Here is a 19,398-nt window from a genome sequence, read left to right on the forward strand (position 1 = left end):
AGCGTGTTAATCTAGTGTTAACCGTTGCGGCAGCTGCCGTTCACGGTAGGGAACCCCAGATAAATGTCCAGTCAGCCGCCCGCAAGGCTGGTTGGATGCGCTTTTTTCCGCCATCGCCAACTCGCATCGAGGCTACCGAAAAATGACCCACCCACTCCGGATGTCCAAGCTTACCCTTGGTCTCGTGGCTGCACTCGCCGCCGCCCCCGCCTTCGCCCAGAGCACCTCTGCCGGTGTCGGCGGCCAGGTCATGTCTGCCGCAGGCCAGCCTGTCGCCGGCGCAGAAGTCACCATCACCCACACCGAGTCGGGCACCGTTTCGCGTGCCACCACTGATGCGGCCGGTCGTTACAACGCCCGCGGCCTGCGCGTGGGTGGCCCGTACACGATCACCATCACCAAGCCTGGTGAAGGCACCAAGACCGAAGATGGCGTCTACCTGGGCGTCAGCCAGTCGGGTACGGTGAATGCCGTGCTGTCCGGCGACCTCGCCGCGACGAACCTGGAGGCCGTGCAGGTCGTTGCCGTTGCCGGTGGTTCTGAAGTGTTCAGCGCCACCAAGATGGGTGCCGGCACCAACATCAGCCGCCAGACTATCGAGGCGCTGCCCTCGGCTGGCGGCAACATCCAGGACTACGTGCGTCTGGATCCGCGCATCGCGCAGAACAACAAGGCCGACGGCCAGATCTCGGTCGGTGGCCAGAACCCCAAGTACAACGCCATCCGCGTTGACGGCGTGTCGATCAGCGACACCTTCGGCCTGGAAGACAACGGCATGCCGACCCGCCGCCAGCCGGTGGCCATGGACGCGCTGGAAGCCATCAACGTCGACTTGTCCAGCTACGACGTGACCATCGCCGGTGCCACCGGTGCGGTCATCGATGCAGTGACCAAGTCCGGTACCAACGAGTTCCACGGTTCGGTCTACGGTTCCTACCGTGACGGCGACTGGTTCGGCAAGGACCCGGCCGGCTACAAGTTCGACGGCTTCGACCGCGAGCAGACCTACGGCATGACCCTGGGTGGTCCGCTGGTCAAGGACAAGCTGTTCTTCTTCGCCAACTACGAAAAGCAGGAATGGAAGTCGCCGGGCGCCAGCGTCGCCGACAGCGGCCTGGGAACGGGCTCGATCAGCCAGGCGCAGGTTGACCAGGCAGTGAACCTGGCCAAGAACGTGTATGGCGTTGATGCTGGCACCGTCGGCGACGTCGACGGCAGCACCAATCTGGAAGAGTATGCCGTCAAGCTCGACTGGAACATCACCGACAACCACCGTGCAAGCTTCCGCTACAGCAAGGTCGACCAGAACCAGGCCCGTACTCCGACGACCGGCGGTACCATCGTCAACCTGAGTTCCTCGTTCTTCCAGCAGCAGAAGACCATTGAGAATTACGTCGCCCAGGTCTTCAGTGACTGGTCGGACAACTTCTCCACCGAGTTGAAGGCTTCGTACCGCGATTACTCCTCGGTGCGCGTCATGCCGGGCGAGAAGATCGCCACCAGCAAGATCTACTTCGGTGGCAACGTCGATTCCCCGTCGGGTGCCTACATCATGTTCGGCCCGGATCCGAGCACCCCCGGCAACGTGCTGGAAACCAAGACCTGGAATGGCTTCGCTTCCGGTACCTGGACTGTCGGCAACCACGACGTGAAGTTCGGTACCGAGTTCAGCAGCAACGACGTCTACAACATGTTCGTGCAGAACCTGTACGGCACGTATGAGTTCTTCGGCCTGGACAACTATGCCAACGGTCTCTGGAGCAACTACGTCCAGCATCTGCCGCAGCCGGGCCTGAGCGATGACACCATTGCGGCGTCGTTCAAGTACCGTGAGCTGGGCCTGTTCCTGCAGGACACCTGGTACGTCAACAACAACCTCACCCTGACCTACGGCGTGCGCGCTGACAAGCCGACCGTCAGTGGCCGTCCGGCGTACAACGCTGCTGCCGAGACCGCCTTCGGTCTGGACAACAGCTACGTCAACGGCAAGGACAAGTGGCTGGTGCAGCCGCGCTTCGGCTTCAACTACACCTTCGACAGCGACCGCCCGACCCAGCTGCGTGGTGGCGTGGGCCTGTTCCGCGGCTCCTCTCCGCAGGTGTGGTTCGGCAACGCCTTCAGCACCACCGGCCTGAACTACCTGCGCTACAGCGGCGAGCAGACTGGCCCGATCAACCCGAACAACTGGCAGTACGAGCCGATCGTGGCTGACCAGGTGCGTCCGGCTACCGGCACTGCCGACTCCAACGTGACCTACGTCAGCAAGGACTTCGAGCAGCCGTCGGTGTGGAAGGCCAACCTGGCCTTCGATCACGAACTGCCGTGGTACGGCCTGGTCGCGTCGGCCGAACTGCTGGTGACCAAGGTCAAGAGCGACCTGTTCTACCGCAGCATCAACATCGGTGAGTCGACCTTCCAGGGTCAGGACGGCCGTGACATGTACTACAACCCGGCTCAGCAGGGTAAGGCCTGGACCACCGGCAGCAACCGCTACAACCGCAACCGTGCATTCGGCAACGTCTTCCTGCTGGAAAACACCGATGGCGGCCGTAGCAGCCAGTTCACCGTCTCGCTGACCAAGCCGTTCTCCCCGGACAGCGACTGGAACTGGAGCCTGGGTTACACCTACACCGATTCGGACATCGTCAGTGACATGACCAGTTCGACGGCAGGTTCGACCTGGAACTACAACTACATCAAGGACGCCAACGAAGACCAGATCGGTACCTCGCGCTACCAGATCCGCAATCGTCTGACCGCCAGCCTGAACTGGAGCCACGCCTTCTTCGGTGACTACAAGACCAGCGTCGGCGTGTTCTATGAAGGCCGCAACGGTCGTCCGTTCAGCTACGTGTACTCGAACGACGCCAATGGCGAAGGCCGTTCCGGCAATGACCTGTTCTACGTGCCGTCGGGCCCGGGCGATGTGCTGTTCGGCACGCTGAGCTCGACCGGTGTGTTCACGGCGGACGCTGCGATGGAGAAGTCGTTCTTCGACTGGCTGGCCAAGAACCCGGAGCTGGCGCGCTACGCGGGTCAGACCGCACCGCGCAACTCCGGTCGCGCCCAGTGGGTCAACAACTTCGACGTGCGCATCAGCCAGGAACTGCCGGGCTTCATGAAGGGCCACAAGTCCGAGATCTGGCTCGACATCATGAATGTCGGCAACCTGATCAATAAGGATTGGGGCCACATCGAAGACTACGGCTTCTTCGCCAATCGCCGCGTGCTGACCGCTGCTGGCATGGTGGACGGCAAGTACGTGTACAGCAACTTCGATCCGGCTCGTGTTGATCCGCCGTCCATCGCCAATGGCAGCAACGGCAACGGCAACACCGGCGTTTCGCAGTGGTCGCTGCAGCTGGGCTTCCGCTACAAGTTCTGATGAACTGACGTAGTTGCCGCACACGGAAACGGCCGGGGAAACCCGGCCGTTTTCCGTTCAGGCGAAAGTCCTTGCGGGCATGCGGGCGGGGGCGTAGCATCCCCTCTCGTGCGCGGCGAACTACGCCGCCTGGCGGTCCCGGAACGGCGAACGCGGGCAGCACATATCCAACGGTCGGGTTTCCCGGCCGTTTTGCTTTTTAAGGGGGCGGCAGTACAGTCGGAAACCTTGAAGGAAGCGAAAAGTTGGATATGACGACGAACGAAAAGGCAGCCCGCGCGCTGCCGGTGCAGGATGCGCGGATCTACCCGCGCGGTGGGCTGGATGTGCTGTCGCGGGCCGAGGTCGCGCGCCTGCGCGATGCCTCCGGTGGCGGAATGCACGAGCTGCTGCGCCGCTGCGCGCTGGCGGTGCTGACCAGTGGCAGTGCCTCGGACGATCCGCGCGCGGCGCGTGATCTCTACCCCGATTTCGACATCCAGGTGGCGCAGCAGGATCGCGGCGTGCGCATCGACCTGGTCAACGCCCCGGCGATGGCTTTCGTCGACGGCGAGATCATCCGCGGCGTGGCCGAGCTGCTGTTCGCGGTGGTCCGCGACCTGGCCTACATGGCCATCGAGATGGGCCCGGCCTACGCGGCCGAGCTGGAATCCTCGGAAGGCATCACCAATGCGGTGTTCGGCCTGCTGCGCAACGCGCGCATCCTCAACCCGGGCGACCCGAACCTGGTGGTCTGCTGGGGCGGCCACTCGATCGGCCGCGACGAGTACCTGTACACCAAGCAGGTCGGCTACGAGCTGGGCCTGCGCGGCCTGGACATCTGCACCGGCTGCGGCCCGGGCGCGATGAAGGGCCCGATGAAGGGCGCTACGATCGCCCATGCCAAGCAGCGCAAGACGGTCACCCGCTACATCGGCCTGACCGAGCCGGGCATCATCGCCGCCGAGTCGCCGAACCCGATCGTCAACCACCTGGTCATCATGCCGGACATCGAGAAGCGCCTTGAGGCCTTCGTCCGCATCGGCCACGGCATCATCGTGTTCGCCGGCGGCGTCGGCACCGCCGAAGAGATCCTGTACCTGCTTGGCATCCTGCTGCGCGAGGAAAACAAGGACCTGCCGTTCCCGCTGATCCTGACCGGCCCGACCGTGGCCGCGCCTTACTTCGAGCAGATCGACCGGTTCATCCGCCTGACCCTGGGCGATGCCGCGGCCGAGCGCTACGAGATCATCGTCGGTGACCCGGTGGCGGTGGCCCGCAAGATGGCCAGCGGCATCAAGCAGGTGCGCGAGCATCGCCTGGCGCAGAAGGATTCGTTCTTCTTCAACTGGTCCATCGAGATCCCGTGGGAGTACCAGCAGCCGTTCGTGCCGACCCACGAGGCGATGGCCGCGCTGGACCTGCACCACGGCCGCGCCCCGCATGCGCTGGCAGCTGACCTGCGGCGGGCGTTCTCCGGCATCGTGGCCGGCAACGTGAAGGAAGACGGCATGCGCCGCATCGAGGAGTTCGGGCCGTTCCAGATCCATGGCGACGCCGACATGATGCAGGCCCTGGACGCGCTGCTGCGCGCCTTCGTCGAGCAGCGCCGGATGAAGATCTCCGGTGAATACCAGCCCTGCTACCAGGTGCTGGCCTGACCGGCCGGGGCGGCCCACCCGGCCGCCCGGGGTCGGACCCCCGAAGGGGCTCCGCCCCCATCCAAAGCCCGCGGGAAGGGCGGGGCACGTCAACGCTTTGACGCCCGTCGCCCTGTTCTGACCGTTCATCCTGCCGCCGCTTGCCGGCGGCACCCGGCTGCGCCATCGTGGCCACCAACACGCTGGGGAGCGTTCCATGTCACTGCGCCGGTCCAAGGGCTTCACGCTGGTCGAACTGATGATCACGATTGCCGTGCTGGCAATCCTGACCGCGATTGCCTATCCCAGTTTCCAGAGCACCATCCGTTCCAATCGGATGGCCACGACAGCCAATGAGCTGATTGCTGCGCTGTCGCTGGCCCGTTCCGAGGCGATCCGCAGCACCCGCGGTGGTGCCGTATGCGCATCCAAGGACGGCACTGCCTGTGACGGCGCCAGCTGGGCCGACGGCTGGATGGTCTGGAACGACACCAACGGCAACAGCGCCTACGACAAGGATGAGCCGGTGCTGCGCTATGCCGAAGCGCGCCCGCAGATGAAGGGCGCATCGGGCGAGGCGCTCAGCATCGCCTTCGACCCGCGCGGCCGCAGTCGTGCTGCCGCCGTCAGCAACATCACCCTGCGCCCGGCCGACTGCGGCGGTCAGCCGTTGCAGCGGCGGATGATCGTCTCGCTTACCGGACAGGTCCGGCTGCAGAAGGAAGCATGCAAGTGAAGCCCAGACCGTTCCGTCGATTCCCGATGCGTCCCCGCACCCAGCAGGGCTTCACCCTGATCGAAGTGCTGATCGCGATCCTGGTACTTGGCTTCGGCCTGCTTGGCTTCGCCCTGCTGCAGACGATGAACGTGCGCTACGTGCAGAGTGCGAACTTCCGTACACAGGCGACCAACCTGAGCTACGAACTGCTCGACCAGATCCGTGCCAACCGGGTGGGGGCTGCCTTCTACCTGGGCGACTACACCGCGACCACCAGCAACTGCTCGCCGCCGACCGGCAAGGACATCGCCAAGGACACTTACATGACCGACTGGCGCTGCCGCATGGGCAAGTCGCTGGGCGAGGGGGCCAAGGCGAAGGTCAGCCGCGCCGGGACCCTGTACACCGTGCAGGTGACCTGGGGCGACGACCGCTGGAAGGCCGACGCCGCCGATACCACCTTCAGTGCGAGTACCCGACTGTGAATGACGCCTACCGCTTTCGTGGCGCTGCCCGCGGCCTGTCGCTGATCGAGTTGATGATCTCGATGGTGATCGGCCTGATCATCATGCTGGCTGTCGTGCAGGTGTTTGCCGCATCGCGCGAGGCCTACCGCCTTTCCGAAGGCCTCGCGCGGGTGCAGGAAAACAGCCGCTTCGCCATGGACACCCTGCAGCGCGAGATCCGCATGGTCGGGCACTTCGGTTGCGTGAACGACCAGGCGCACACCTCGCCGACGCGGATTTCCCTGCGTTCGACGCTGGATGGCACCAATCCGGTGCTTGACTTCAACCGGTCCATCCAGGGTTACGAGGCCAACGGCACCGAGCCGGGCAAGACGCTTACGATCGCAGCAACGCCGTCGACCGGCGGAACGGACTACACGCCGGCGCTGCCAGATGCCATTGCCAAGGCGCTGACCAACCGGGTCAATGGCAGTGACATCATCGCGCTGCGCTACCTGATGCCCGACGGCGTGCCGGTCACCTCAATGGGCGGCGACGCTTCCAAGCCGGTCTTCAATTTCGATGCCTCGCGTCTGTCGGTGCTGCGCAGTGGCATGACCAACCCAGGTCTGTATGGCGTGGCGGACTGCTCGTCGGCCACCGTGTTCCAGGCCAGTGCGGTCAATACCGGCACCGCAAGCATCACCTTCAACACGGGCAAGCTCAACGCTTCGCGAACTTTCGTCCAAGGCTACACGGTAGGCCAGGCCAACCTCTACCGAGCAGAAAGTGCCGTCTACTACGTCGGTTACGACGCAGACACGAAGCAGAGCTCTCTGTATCGCGTGCGCTTCAGTGCCACGCCCGGCGGTGATCTTGCTGCCGGCGCTCCCGAGCCGCTGGTCGAGGGTGTGGACAACCTGCAGCTGCTGTATGGCCAGGATCGCAACCTGGACACCATTTCGCCGTCAGGCTATGTCGATCGCCAGGGAACCGCCAAGGCCGTCCAGGAATCGTTGCCCAGTGATGTCCAGCTGGCATGGCGTCGTGTCGGCGCGGTGCAGATCGGTCTGTTGATGTCCAGCCCGGACCCTGCATCGGCGCGCCAAGGGGACGGCGCGGCTGCCCTGATCGGCATGGGCGTGACCTATACCACACCTACCGACAGGCGCATGCGTGCGGTCTATCAGACCACCGTCGCGCTGCGTAACCGCCTTTACGGCAATTGAGGTCAAGATGCGTACGCCACGATCCCAACCCGCCTTCCCGCAACGCCAGCGTGGTGCGGTGCTCTATGTGGCGCTGATCATGCTGATCCTGCTTGCGCTGATCGGCATTGCCGGCATGCAGGTCACCAGCATGCAGGAGCGCATGGCGTCCAACTACCTGCGCACCAACCTGGCGTTCCAGAACGCGGAATCGAGCGCGCGCTCGACCGAAGCGACCATTGAAACCGCACTGGACAGTGGCGCGAACGTGTACCTGGCCAACCAGGAAGAGTGCAGCCCCACCTTCGACCCGGCGACCTGGGCCAACGGGATCACCGCCACCTCGTCCAACTACACCCGGCGTCTGGACAAGTGCTTCGCCTCCTCGGCCATTACCGTGGGCAAGAAGCGCAACGAAGAGACCGGAAACATCTACCAGGTCACCGCGCTTGCCAGTGACCAGGCCACCGACGCAACCGCCAGCGCTGTCATCGATACGGTCTTCATCCCATGAACAACGATCAACGCTTCCTTCGCCTGCGCCCCTCCACCTGGCTGAAAGGCGGCGCTGGCCTGGCCGTTCTGGCCGGCCTGGCCGCGCTGATCATTCCGCTGCATGCCGCGCTTGGCGACTACGATATCGCGCAGGAGCCGCTGTACACCAAGCAGAGCCAGCCGCCGCTGATGATGATGGTGATGTCGCGTGACGAGCAGCTGTTCAACAAGGCCTACAGCGATTACAGCGATCTCAACGAAGACGGCACGCTGGACACCACCTATCTCGATACGTTCGAGTATGGCGGTTATTTCGATTCCAAGCTCTGCTACGCGGCCACCGCGGGAAATTCAGACAGCAATGTCTTCAAGGCTTCAGCCGTGGCAGGGGGTACCAACGGGCACAGCTGCAGTGGCGCATGGTCTGGCAACTTTCTCAATTGGGTGACCATGAGTCGCCTGGATGTCATGCGCAGTGTGCTTTACGGTGGCCAGCGTTCCACTGATGACGCCAACAAGACTGTGATCGAGCGCGCGCAGATTCCGAATGATCTGCACGCCTGGGTGAAGGTCTACAGCGGGAGCGACATCGGTAGTTTCACCCCGCTGTCTGGCACCCAGTCGTTCTGTAACGCCACCGTCAGCTCTGGCGGTCGACCGTTGATGCGAGTCGCGTCCGGCAACTGGTCTGAATGGGCGTCGACGGCTTCGTATCAGTGCGGCGTCAACCGTTCGGGTGAAGGCAGCGCCGATACTCCGAAATCCACCGCCGATTACGTGGTCCGCGCAGAGGTCTGCGGATCAACCAATGCCGCCCTGCGCGAAGGCTACTGCCGCAAGTACAACGACGGCACCACCGACCGCTACAAGCCTGCCGGCGTATTGCAGACTTATGGTGAGAGCGGCCGTCTGCGCTTCGGTCTGATCAGCGGGACATATTCCAACCCGCGTGATGGCGGTGTTGTGCGCCGTAACATCGGCAAGATTGCTGGCAACGGCACGAGCTTTTGCGCAGACGGCGACGAAATCAATCTGTCCAACGGTGTCTTCTGCAACACACTGGCCAGCGGTAAAGAAGGCATCATCAATACCATCTCCAACTTCCGTATCGACCAGTGGAACTGGAGCAATAACTGGAACGACTGCAACAACTACGGCATCCTCAACCGCGCCGGCACGGACAGAGCACGCATTCTGGACAACCCGGGCAGTGGCTCTCAGAAGTGCAGCGCCTGGGGTAATCCCTTGGCAGAGATGTATGCCGAAGCACTCCGCTACATCGGTGGCAGCGCATCTGGTCTTTATAGCGACACCAGTGACTTGAGTGGGTTGCCGAAAGCCGTCAAGTGGCTGGATCCGTATCGTTTGCCCGCCAACGGAGGCAATTCCTACTGCGCGACCTGCAATATCCTCGTGCTGTCGTCAGGCCTGCCTTCCTTCGACGGCGACAACATAGGCACGCTGCCGCAGCAGATCGATGCCGCTGCGCAGACCAATGCCATTGGCACCGGCGACGGCATTTCCGGCAAGTCGTGGATGGTCGGGCGTGATACCGCCACTGCCACCGACCCCAACAATACTCACGAAGACATCTGTCAGGGCCGGACCATCAATGGCCTGAGTACCGCGCGTGGCATCTGCCCGGATATTCCCAGCATGGAAGGCAGCTATCTGATGGCGGGCATGGCCAAGGGCGCAGCCGCGACCGATCTTCGTCCGGGCGTTCAGAGCAAACCTGCCAGCTACAAGGTGACCGCCACCACATATACGGTCGCTATGGCGGAGACGCTTCCGCAGTTTGAAATTGCCGTGGGCAACAGCAAGATCGGCCTGGCGCCGCTGTGCCAGGCCAACAACAGCGGCAATGCAAACCAGAAGACTAGCGGATGGAGAAGCTGCTTCCTGGGTGCCGTGGGTATTGGTACCAAAACCGCCAACAGCACGGGTGGCAATCTGGTCTACGGCAGGAGCTATCGCGCAGACGGTAAGGCGGGCAGCTTCTCACTCGTGTGGGAAGACTCGCTGTGGGGCAACGACCATGATAACGACGTGGTCGCCATGCTGAGCTATTGCGTGGGCTCGACTTGTAACGAGAACACGGGCTTCAACAACATCTGCTGGCAAGCGGACACGACTAAGAGCGTTAGCGCAGCCAATAACGCAGCAATCTGCAATAGCACTGGTCTGATCAGCACACCCGCTGCTGACGAAGTGGTGATCCGCATCGAGAACCTCTCTGCATATGCCGGCAATGCAATGCTGACTGGTTACACCATTACCGGTTCCAATGCGTCCGATCCAGTACAACGGCTTGCGCTTCGTCCGGGCAACTCCAATGCTTCTGTGCTCAGCACCACCAGCAGCTTCCCCGCTGACTGGCAGAAGCCTGTCGTCATCAAGTACAAGGCCTCCAGCGGTGCCGCCGGCCAGCTGGAGAGCCCACTCTGGTATGCCGCCAAGTACGGTGTCCCAGCGGGCAAGAAGGCTTGGGACAGCAAGAAAAAGGGTGTGCCGGATAATTACTTCCTGGCACGCAATCCGACCAAGCTGAAGCAGGCACTGGAAGAGATCTTCGACAGCGCGGCCGAAGGCGATGCCCCGGTCGGCGGCAGCGGTTCGGGTGCGCGAATCAGTACCGGCTCGTTCACCGTGGCATCGCACTTCCGCGTGCCGTCAGGCAGCAACGACTGGACTGGCGACGTGATTGGAACCGAGGTCACCAGTACCGGCGTCGACGGCAAGGAGCTGTGGAAGGCGTCGAGCAGGATCACCTCGTCCACGCGGCGCATCTTCATGGCGAAGACGCCCACCTCGACCGACTCCAATGGCAAAGTCACCGCCGCCAGTGTCGCTGAATTCCTGGCCAGCAATCTGGTGGGGACCACGGATAACGCCAAGGTCGAGACCCTGGGTCTTTCCTCAACCGCGCTACCGGCCTGGTACAGCAAGAAGACGCCGGCAGACCTGGTGAACTACCTGCGCGGATCGGCCATCAGTGGCTTCCGCACGCGCAGCTCGCCGCTGGGTGACATCGTGAACTCGACCACCGAGGTGGTGTCGAACCGCGACGATTTCGGCTATGCATCGTGGTCGACCTCGGCGACGACGTGGAAGAAGACCCTGGGTGCGTCCTACACCACGTTCCTGACTGCCAAGCGGGCCACGGGTGGGCCGCCGACCATGGTCTACGTCGGTGCCAACGACGGCATGCTGCACGGCTTCAACGCATCCGATACCACGTCGGCGGGCAACGAGGAGTTGGCTTTCATTCCGTCCACGTCACTGCAGCACATCGCCGAGCTGGCCAATCCCCAGTACGGCCATCGTTATTACGTGGACGGTCCGCTGACTTCGGCTGACGCCTACGACGGCACCAACTGGCGGACGGTCCTGGTGGGCACGACGGGGGGAGGTGGTTCCTCGGTTGCACCCAGCAGTGGCAAGACCAGCAATGGTTCGGTCTTCGCATTGGACGTGGGAAGCCCGACCACGTTCGGTGCCAGCAACGTTCTGTGGGAAGTCTCGGGCAAGACCGAGTCGGACCTGGGCTTCGTATTGGGCAAGCCGGTGGTCGTTCCTGCCACCGGGACCTCCGCAGGGGGGCAGCCGCGCTTTGTGGCGCTGTTCGGCAACGGCGTCAATTCGACCAGTGGCAAGGCGGTCCTGTTCGTGGTTGATATCAGCAGTGGCAAGGTTCTGCGTCGCATCACGCCCAGCGGCTCCGGCTATGCCGTCCGCAATGGCCTGATCAACCTGGCACCGGTCGCGCTCAAGAACAGCGATGGAATCACCGATACCGTGTACGGCGGTGACATGCAGGGCAACCTGTGGAAGTTCGATCTGTCCGACACCAACATCAACAACTGGACGGTGGCTCTGAGCGGCGCGCCGCTGTTCACTGCCGTGCGCGACAACAAGCCACAGCCGATCATGAGTGGCATCGAAGCAACCCGTGGTTCGTCCGGCGGCGTCAATCTCTACTTCGGCACCGGCCAGTACTTCGCCGCCGATGACAATGCCGTCAGCAGCTCCTCGCCGGTGCAGAGCCTCTACGGCATCTGGGACAACCTGTCGACGGCGGTAAGTGGGCGCAGCGCGTTGCAGGCGCAGACAGTCACCACGACCACGGCAAACGCGGGTTACTCCGGACGCGCGGTCAGCCGGTCCGAGTTCGTCTATGGCAATGTGCGCGGCTGGTATGTCGACCTGGTGGTTGGAAACGCCGTGGAAGGCGAGCGCTTCGTCGGCAACCCCACCATCCAGAACGGCACGGTGTTCTTCACCACCTATGTTCCCGGTACCGCCATCTGTGGCAGTGGCGGTGGCGTGAACTGGATGTACGGACTGAATCTGCTGACCGGCGGTGGCGCCATGAGCGGGCTGACGACCAGCATCAACGGGCAGTCGGTCTGCAGTGGCAACTGTGGTGCGGTCGCTCTGAACAAGGGCGGTAGCACGGGGCAGGGCCCGCCAGTCAAGGACAGCAACATCTTTGTACCCAAGCTGACGCCGTGCGATCCGACCAAGGCAACCTGCACGGTGCAGCAGCTGCTGGACGCGGAAGCGTGTACCTTCGTGCTGCGGGCGCAGGGCGCAGATGCCATGTACATGCCGCGCCCCTGTGGTCGCCAGTCCTGGCGCCAGATCCGTTGATGAGGTTGCCGGAGAGCATCGTATGAAGATCAACTCGTTCTCGCGCACGGCGCATGGTTTCACCCTCATCGAGCTGATGATCACGGTAGCGGTGGTGGCGATCCTTGCCGCCATCGCGATCCCGTCCTACAGCGAGTACGTGCTGCGTTCGCGCCGCGCCCAGGCCAAGGCCGATCTGGTTGAGATTGCCCAGCAGCTGGAGCGTTTCCACACCGTGCAGAACACCTATGCGGGGGCGACGCTGCCGTTCGAGCAGTCGCCGCGTGATGGCACGTCGCGCTACACGATTTCGTTGAGCGGGAAGGCCACTGCATCGGCCTTCACCCTGCAGGCGGTGCCGGCGACGGGGCAGGACAAGGACAAGTGCGGCACCCTGACCCTGGACCAGGCCGGGCGCAAGACGCCCACTGCGGCGAAAGTCGCCGGCTGCTGGTGAAGTGGGTGTTGCATCCCCTGCGATGACCGTCTAGAATGCGCCTCCCCGCCCGAATAGCTCAGCCGGTTAGAGCACTTGACTGTTAATCAGGGGGTCGTTGGTTCGAGTCCAACTTCGGGCGCCAGATTCGAAAAAGCCGCGAGAAATCGCGGCTTTTTTCGTTGTTGCTCTGCCGCCGCCTCAGCAATCGGCGGGTGATCGGGGGCGCTCGCTGCGTACCCGGCCGGTCACGTTGATGACCACACGGCTGTGCTCGCGCCCGTCCACGCACAGCACGAGGGACTGGTTGGTGCCTGCATTGCGTCCGTCCGGCAGGAACTGCACATGAGGGCGGTGCGGGCTGGATTGGACCCTGATGCCGCCCGGTTTCTGGTCACGCACATGCACGACCTTGCCCGGTGCTGCTGCTCCCCACGGTGAGTCTTCCGTACGCACCAGCCAGCCGAGACTCCATTCCTGGCTGCAGGTCATGCCGTCGAGCGAGCCACAGACGGTGACCCGCCTGCGCTGGGTCACCGCCGTGGAGCGCGCCAGCACCAGGCTGCCGGTGAGCTCGGCGCGCAGGGTGTCGGCGCGCAGGCGTGCTACCAGGCGCTGCCAGGGACCCCATGCGAGCGCGTGCAGGACGGCCAGCAGCATGACGACCAGCAGCAGTTCCATCAGATGGAACCCCGGCGCGGGGTGGGGCAGGTGAGTCAGGGAGGGGCGGCGCTTCATTGCTTCAGACTGAACGTCGGCCTGCCATGCCCACCATCGGCCCAGCGCGCAATGCGGGGCCGGGCGTTTCCTCAACCGGCCGTCACCAAACCGGCCGCTATAATCATCATTCCCGGGACCTGGCAATACCATGAGCGACAGCTTTCAACTCGTCTCGCCGTATTCACCGGCGGGCGACCAGCCCAACGCGATCGCGAAGCTGACTGACAATTTCGAAGCGGGCATCGCCAAGCAGACGCTGCTGGGCGTGACCGGTTCGGGCAAGACCTACACCATCGCGAACGTCATCCAGAACGTGCAGAAGCCGACGCTGATCATGGCGCCGAACAAGACGCTGGCCGCGCAGCTGTATGGTGAATTCAAGGCGTTCTTCCCGCACAACGCGGTGGAGTACTTCGTCAGCTACTACGATTACTACCAGCCCGAAGCCTACGTGCCGTCGTCGGACACCTTCATCGAGAAGGACAGTTCGATCAACGAGCACATCGAGCAGATGCGCCTGGCGGCGACCAAGACGCTGCTGTCGCGGCCGGATGCAATCGTGGTGGCCACCGTGTCGGCCATCTACGGCCTGGGCGCGCCGGAAGACTACCTGTCGCTGCGCCTGATCCTGTCCAAGGGCGAGCGCATCGAGCAGCGCGACCTGATCAACCACCTGACCCAGCTGCAGTACACGCGCAACGAGTACGAGCTGCAGCGCGGTACGTTCCGCGTGCGTGGCGAAGTGATCGACGTGTTCCCGGCCGAGTCGGACAGCGAGGCCCTGCGCATCGAGCTATTCGATGGCGAGGTCGAGAAGATCACCATGTTCGATCCGCTCACCGGCGAGACGATCCGTAACATGCAGCGCTTCACCGTCTACCCGAAGACCCACTACGCCACCACGCGCGAGCGCGTGCTGGCCGCCGTGGAGACCATCAAGGTGGAGCTGAAGGAGCGCCTGGAGCAGCTGTACGCGGAAAACAAGCTGGTCGAGGCGCAGCGCCTGGCCCAGCGCACCCAGTTCGACATCGAGATGATGGCCGAGGTTGGTTTCTGCAACGGCATCGAGAACTACTCGCGGCACCTGACCGGCAAGAGTGCGGGCGAGCCGCCACCGACCCTGTTCGACTACCTGCCGCCGGACGCGCTGCTGGTCATCGACGAATCGCACGTGACCATTCCGCAGATCGGCGCGATGTTCAAGGGCGATCGTTCGCGCAAGGAAACCCTGGTCGAGTTCGGCTTCCGCCTGCCGTCGGCGCTGGACAACCGGCCGCTGCGCTTCGAGGAGTGGGAAGCGCGCTGTCCGCGCGCGATCTACGTGTCGGCCACGCCGGGCCCGTATGAGTACCGCGAGACCGGTGAGGAGATCACCGAGCTGGTGGTGCGTCCGACCGGCCTGATCGACCCGGTGGTGGAGATCCGCCCGGTCGGCACACAGGTCGACGACCTGATGAGCGAGGCCAACGAGCGCATCAAGGCCGGTGACCGCGTGCTGGTCACCACGCTGACCAAGCGTATGGCCGAGAACCTCACCGAGTACCTGACCGAACATGGCATCCGCGTGCGCTACCTGCATTCGGACGTGGACACGGTGGAGCGCGTGGAGATCATCCGCGACCTGCGCCTGGGCAAGTTCGACGTGCTGGTGGGCATCAACCTGCTGCGCGAAGGCCTGGACATGCCGGAAGTCTCGCTGGTGGCGATCCTGGATGCGGACAAGGAGGGTTTCCTGCGTTCGACCGGTTCGCTGATCCAGACCATCGGCCGCGCCGCCCGCAATGTGCGTGGCAAGGCCATCCTGTATGCGGACAAGATCACCCGCTCGATGCAGGCGGCGATCGACGAGACCGACCGCCGCCGCGCCAAGCAGGTCGAGTACAACGAGGAGCACGGTATCGTGCCGCGTTCGGTGGCCCGGCCGATCGTGGACGTGCTGGAAGGCGCGCGCTCGGATGCTGCGGAGAAGGAGTCCCGCAAGGGCAAAGGCAAGGGCAGGGCGGTGGCCGAGGATGCGGCCGATTACCGGTCGATGTCGCCGGCCCAGCTGGCCACCCGGCTCAAGGCGCTGGAGCAGCAGATGTACCAGCACGCCAAGGACCTGGAGTTCGAAGATGCCGCCCGCGTGCGCGACCAGATCCGGCAGCTGAAGGAGGCCAGCCTCGGCTGAACACGGCAGCGCGGCAATCTTCACAAAAGTGTTGCGCTTACCTGTCGGCATCCGTAATATACGCGGCCTGCACCGACGCAATCGCGGAGATGCAGAAGCAAAACGGGCGGTTAGCTCAGCGGTAGAGCACTACCTTGACATGGTAGGGGTCACAGGTTCGAACCCTGTACCGCCCACCACGAAGTCTCTTCCAGAGGGGCTGTCGTGACCTGAAAAGCCCGGCCCTGGCGCCGGGTTTTTACGTAGCAAGGCCAGCCTTCGGGCGGCACGAACAACATGGGCGGTTAGCTCAGCGGTAGAGCACTACCTTGACATGGTAGGGGTCACAGGTTCGAACCCTGTACCGCCCACCACCTGGCTCCCGGCAATGCCGGTGCAGCGGTGGAAACAGGAAAGCCGGCCCGATGGGTCGGCTTTTTTGTTTTCTGGCTTCCGGCGTACTTCCAGTGCATCGGCAGTGTGTCGCGGATGCCTATGCTGGACGATGCTGCCGGCGCGCCCGCGCCATGGATTGAGCGGTGTGCCGCCGCTGCCTCTGGTGCGGAGGCGGTGAAGTGCAGCGCATCGGCCTGGAACTGCTGGCAGCGGTGGGATAGTGGTGCCATCGAGCAGAGCTGATTCGGCACAAGGAACGGCATTGAGAACGGAGTACTTCCCCCGGGTAGTCGTCAGCGGTCAACGGATAGATCTTTCGCATCTGGATCCCCTGACGATCACCTTTGAGAGCAGGAAGGTGGGCAAGGTTCTGAGAGTTGCGGTCACTTTCAGCAATCACTGCTTCAGCGTGTCGTACGCAAAGGCCCCTCAGCAGTCACCTGATGCAGTGATTGCGGACGGCAGAAAGATGCGGGTCTTCTGTCCGACGCGATACCGGCTTTCCAGGATGCTTCCTGATCTGATCCGCTCGTTGCCCACGAAGAAGGTGATTCTCGCTGCGCATGAAACGACGTGGGTCCACAGCTTGACGATCAAGGACCCCGACGGGCCCTATCACCTGTTCCTGACCATCAAGCGCAGTGCCAGGGAAAAGCGCACATGGCAGGGCGTCGATGTGATCGTGGAGAGCGCGTATCACCAGACGCGCGATGCGCCGATCACCACGGGTAGCTGGCGTCCCTTTGTGATCGTGTGCGCCGAGGCCTACCTGGGCCAGCCGCAGAAGCCCAGCAAGCGACGCAGGCGATGACAGGCAAAAGAAAAGGGCGCCGAAGCGCCCTTTTCCGTGTTCAGACCCCGGAGACCACTTGCGAGGCATCGTGGATGCCTACGGCCGAAGCCGCTGGGAAGCGCTCGATTTCACCGGGTCAGTCGCTTCGTCCTACGGCGCGGACTATAGCGCGGCAGGTTGACCGCAACAACTGCGTGCCCCGGACATGCCTTCACAAGAATGAATGAAAGGTCGCACTGGGGCTGCTTCCGCCCCTCAGAACTGGATCATGCTGCACATCCGCACCGGTCGCTCGCTGCGGACCAGGCCCTTGTCCGTGCGGCATTGCTGCACGCGCTCCTCGGCCTTGCTGCGGCACTCCGGGCACAGCGCGGCCAGCGCGCTGTCCTTGCCCTGCGCCGCTGTGCAGACGCGCTGCGCGTGATCGGCGCGGGCCTCGATGGCGCGCGCCGGGGAAACGGCCTCGCCCATGGCATTGACGAAGCGGTAGTCCGCGAACGGCTGCGGCAGCGCGCATTCCTGCCGGGCATTTTCCACATACGCCGCCTCCAGCTGGCGGCGCAGCTGCGCGCCCTGGCGATCGCAGTCGGCGACCAGCGCGCGCGATACGGCAGGCGTCAGCTGTGGGTTCACGTAGACCGGGCGGGTGCGGATCTCGCTGCCGAACGGGCAGCAGGCGGCAAGCAGCACGACGGCAAGCAGCAACAGTACATGGGCAACGGTCCGGGTCTTCATGGCGCATCCTTTCGACAGGGCACCATGCTGTCACCGGGCGTGACGGCGAGGATGAATCGCCGCTCGCGATCAGTGCGCGGCAGATGCGCCCACACTGAAGCGATGACGCAGCTGCCAGTGGCCCTCGACCTGGTGCACCACGTCCAGGGCGTGCGTGTTTCCGCCTGCGCCGCGCTCCCAGCGCAGCATGCTGTCCTGGCGAAGGCGCAGCTGCAGGCAGAGATCGTCGGGGCTGGCCGGGGTCAGCCTGGCAGGAAGCGCCTGGCCCGCATCCGGGCCGCCGCTGCCGACGCTGGACAGGACCGCGTGCAACAGCAGCAGGGCAAGCATCGGCATGGCGCGGTGCTCCGGAGAAGGGAGTCCAGCGTGTCACCGGCGCTGGCGGATCGATACCGGCATGCGACGAAGCGGGGAAATGTGCGTGCCAAGGGCTCGTTATGGGGATGAATCCGTGCGCTGGCGGGCCGGTCCGCGCGCCAGCAGCGCCGCTCAGGCCGCGGCGTAGACCTGGCGGAGGTTGCGCAGCGTCGACTGGCGGTGCGCCGTGGCGCAGGGCTCGTCCATCTCCAGTTCCTGCAGCCGCAGGCCGACCAAGGTCATCGACAGGGCATAGCCGCGGGCCGCATCGGCAACACGCGACAGGCCCAGTGCGCGGCGCACCAGCGCGTCGATGTGGGCCTGGTCCGGCATCAGGCCGAGGTAGGCCTGCTCGGCACTGTCCAGGTCGGGCGCGCGCAGGATGGCCTGCGCATCGGTGGGGAAGGAGACGGAGGCCATGGGGGTGTCCTTGTCCGTTGCAGGGCGCGCGATCAGAACGCGCGCATCAGGGAAATGAAGGCGGAGTTCTGCGCGCCGCGGCGGGCCATCGGGCTGTCCTTGACCGCATCGCCGAACCACTGGCTGGCGACCACGCCGGTGGCGCGCCATTTCGTGCCCAGCGGTGTGCTGACCGCGATCTGCAGGCCCGGCGAAGTGGCGCTGCCCGGCGAATAGGCGGCCAGGCCCGAGCGCAGGGCTTCCTCGTCGCTGATGCCGTAGTAGTAGTCGAGCAGGCGTGCACTGCTGTGCACCACGCCGACGCGCGGCACCCAGGTGAAGCGCCCGGCCTGGATGGGATAGCTGTAATACAGGCTGGATTCGAGGCCGCCACCGTGGCCGCTGACCTCGCGCTTGACGCTGGCCGACAGGGCACCCCAGTCGGCGCTGTACTCGGCGCTGACGCCGGCCATGGCCGACATCTGCCGGCTGTCCAGGCGGCGCAGCTGCGCATCGTTCACGTCATCGGTCTTGAAGCGCAGCGTGTAGGGCGTGACCACCGCGGAAACGCGCAGGCCCTGTTCCTTGTACAGGTACATGCCCAGCGAGCCGGGGCTGGCATAGAAGCGCTTGCCCTGCCATGCCAGCGCCGGCACCACCAGCGGCTTGTCATCGTAGTGCGCGTACGCACCGGTGGTCGCGCCGAAGGTGATGCCGGCCTGCACGCCCGGTGCCTGTTCCTGGGCGCTTGCCAGCAGCGGCGTGGAGAGAACGACGGTGCACAGCAGGGGGCGCAGCAGGGCAGGGGGCAACGGGAGCATCGAGGGGCACTTTGCAGGGAACCGCGTTGCATCCTGACCGCGCAACATTGTCGGAACATTGCGCCACGGCAATGTCCGTGCAAAGGCCT

At 64.0% G+C, this 19,398-nt stretch carries 16 protein-coding genes and 3 tRNA genes; 13 read left to right on the top strand and 6 right to left on the bottom strand.

The window, feature by feature from the left end; translation table 11 throughout:
• Positions 1-142: 142 nt before the first annotated feature.
• The 9 genes from ACVOK1_RS04940 to ACVOK1_RS04980 all read left to right on the top strand — a co-directional run bounded on the left by ACVOK1_RS04940 (position 143) and on the right by ACVOK1_RS04980 (position 13,084).
• Positions 143-3,385 carry a TonB-dependent receptor gene (locus ACVOK1_RS04940; protein WP_481561304.1) on the top strand — a complete coding sequence of 1,081 codons (3,243 nt, stop codon included), beginning with the start codon at positions 143-145 and terminating at the stop codon, positions 3,383-3,385.
• Between the two features lie 251 nt (positions 3,386-3,636).
• Entirely contained in the window at positions 3,637-5,025 is a 1,389-nt protein-coding gene (ppnN, locus tag ACVOK1_RS04945) for a nucleotide 5'-monophosphate nucleosidase PpnN (RefSeq protein WP_481561305.1), read from the top strand.
• Positions 5,026-5,221: 196 nt separating this feature from the next.
• Positions 5,222-5,740, top strand: a complete 519-nt coding sequence (locus ACVOK1_RS04950) for a GspH/FimT family pseudopilin (protein WP_481561306.1) — start codon at positions 5,222-5,224, stop codon at positions 5,738-5,740.
• Between the two features lie 26 nt (positions 5,741-5,766).
• Complete coding sequence (gene pilV, locus ACVOK1_RS04955) at positions 5,767-6,207, top strand: type IV pilus modification protein PilV (RefSeq protein WP_108768398.1); 441 nt, start codon at positions 5,767-5,769, stop codon at positions 6,205-6,207.
• A complete protein-coding gene (locus ACVOK1_RS04960) occupies positions 6,204-7,397 on the top strand; it encodes a PilW family protein (RefSeq protein WP_108768399.1) in 1,194 nt (397 codons plus the stop codon). Before pilV ends, ACVOK1_RS04960 begins: the two co-directional genes overlap by 4 nt.
• 7 nt (positions 7,398-7,404) lie before the next feature.
• Positions 7,405-7,890: a pilus assembly PilX family protein gene (locus ACVOK1_RS04965; protein ID WP_481561307.1), complete on the top strand. Its 486-nt coding sequence runs from the start codon at positions 7,405-7,407 to the stop codon at positions 7,888-7,890.
• On the top strand, positions 7,887-12,524 hold the full coding sequence (locus ACVOK1_RS04970; RefSeq protein WP_481561308.1) for a pilus assembly protein: 4,638 nt from the start codon (positions 7,887-7,889) through the stop codon (positions 12,522-12,524). Before ACVOK1_RS04965 ends, ACVOK1_RS04970 begins: the two co-directional genes overlap by 4 nt.
• 22 nt (positions 12,525-12,546) lie before the next feature.
• On the top strand, positions 12,547-12,960 hold the full coding sequence (locus tag ACVOK1_RS04975; RefSeq protein WP_481561309.1) for a type IV pilin protein: 414 nt from the start codon (positions 12,547-12,549) through the stop codon (positions 12,958-12,960).
• A gap of 47 nt (positions 12,961-13,007) precedes the next feature.
• Positions 13,008-13,084, top strand: a tRNA-Asn gene (locus ACVOK1_RS04980).
• A 56-nt stretch (positions 13,085-13,140) separates the two neighbouring features.
• Here the strand turns inward: ACVOK1_RS04980 and ACVOK1_RS04985 are convergent.
• On the bottom strand, positions 13,141-13,620 hold the full coding sequence (locus tag ACVOK1_RS04985) for a GspH/FimT family protein (protein WP_481561310.1): 480 nt from the start codon (positions 13,618-13,620) through the stop codon (positions 13,141-13,143).
• A gap of 187 nt (positions 13,621-13,807) precedes the next feature.
• Here ACVOK1_RS04985 and uvrB point away from each other — a divergent pair, with 187 nt between their 5' ends.
• The 3 genes from uvrB to ACVOK1_RS05000 all read left to right on the top strand — a co-directional run bounded on the left by uvrB (position 13,808) and on the right by ACVOK1_RS05000 (position 16,182).
• Positions 13,808-15,829, top strand: coding sequence for an excinuclease ABC subunit UvrB (gene uvrB, locus ACVOK1_RS04990; protein ID WP_406232122.1), 2,022 nt, complete (start codon positions 13,808-13,810; stop codon positions 15,827-15,829).
• Positions 15,830-15,933: 104 nt separating this feature from the next.
• Positions 15,934-16,008: transfer RNA gene (locus ACVOK1_RS04995), tRNA-Val, on the top strand.
• Positions 16,009-16,107: 99 nt separating this feature from the next.
• Positions 16,108-16,182: transfer RNA gene (locus tag ACVOK1_RS05000), tRNA-Val, on the top strand.
• Here the strand turns inward: ACVOK1_RS05000 and ACVOK1_RS05005 are convergent.
• Entirely contained in the window at positions 16,153-16,467 is a 315-nt protein-coding gene (locus ACVOK1_RS05005; RefSeq protein WP_481561311.1) for a hypothetical protein, read from the bottom strand. The genes ACVOK1_RS05000 and ACVOK1_RS05005 overlap by 30 nt on opposite strands.
• Before the next feature lie 245 nt (positions 16,468-16,712).
• On the opposite strand from ACVOK1_RS05005, the gene ACVOK1_RS05010 reads away from it, so the two are divergent.
• Positions 16,713-17,015 (top strand): hypothetical protein, encoded by a 303-nt coding sequence (locus ACVOK1_RS05010; protein ID WP_481561312.1) that lies wholly within the window; start codon positions 16,713-16,715, stop codon positions 17,013-17,015.
• Between the two features lie 237 nt (positions 17,016-17,252).
• On the opposite strand, the gene ACVOK1_RS05015 is transcribed toward ACVOK1_RS05010, so the two are convergent.
• From ACVOK1_RS05015 to ACVOK1_RS05030, 4 genes are all read right to left on the bottom strand, one after another.
• Complete coding sequence (locus ACVOK1_RS05015) at positions 17,253-17,732, bottom strand: hypothetical protein (RefSeq protein WP_481561313.1); 480 nt, start codon at positions 17,730-17,732, stop codon at positions 17,253-17,255.
• 69 nt (positions 17,733-17,801) lie between these two features.
• A complete protein-coding gene (locus ACVOK1_RS05020; protein WP_481561314.1) occupies positions 17,802-18,068 on the bottom strand; it encodes a hypothetical protein in 267 nt (88 codons plus the stop codon).
• A 153-nt stretch (positions 18,069-18,221) separates the two neighbouring features.
• The gene (locus tag ACVOK1_RS05025; RefSeq protein WP_108768407.1) at positions 18,222-18,509 is read right to left on the bottom strand and encodes a hypothetical protein; all 288 of its coding nucleotides are present in this window, start codon (positions 18,507-18,509) and stop codon (positions 18,222-18,224) included.
• Positions 18,510-18,541: 32 nt separating this feature from the next.
• Positions 18,542-19,309, bottom strand: a complete 768-nt coding sequence (locus tag ACVOK1_RS05030) for a MipA/OmpV family protein (RefSeq protein ID WP_200753049.1) — start codon at positions 19,307-19,309, stop codon at positions 18,542-18,544.
• Positions 19,310-19,398 lie beyond the last annotated feature (89 nt).

This window comes from Stenotrophomonas sp. STEN087 (assembly GCF_056759115.1).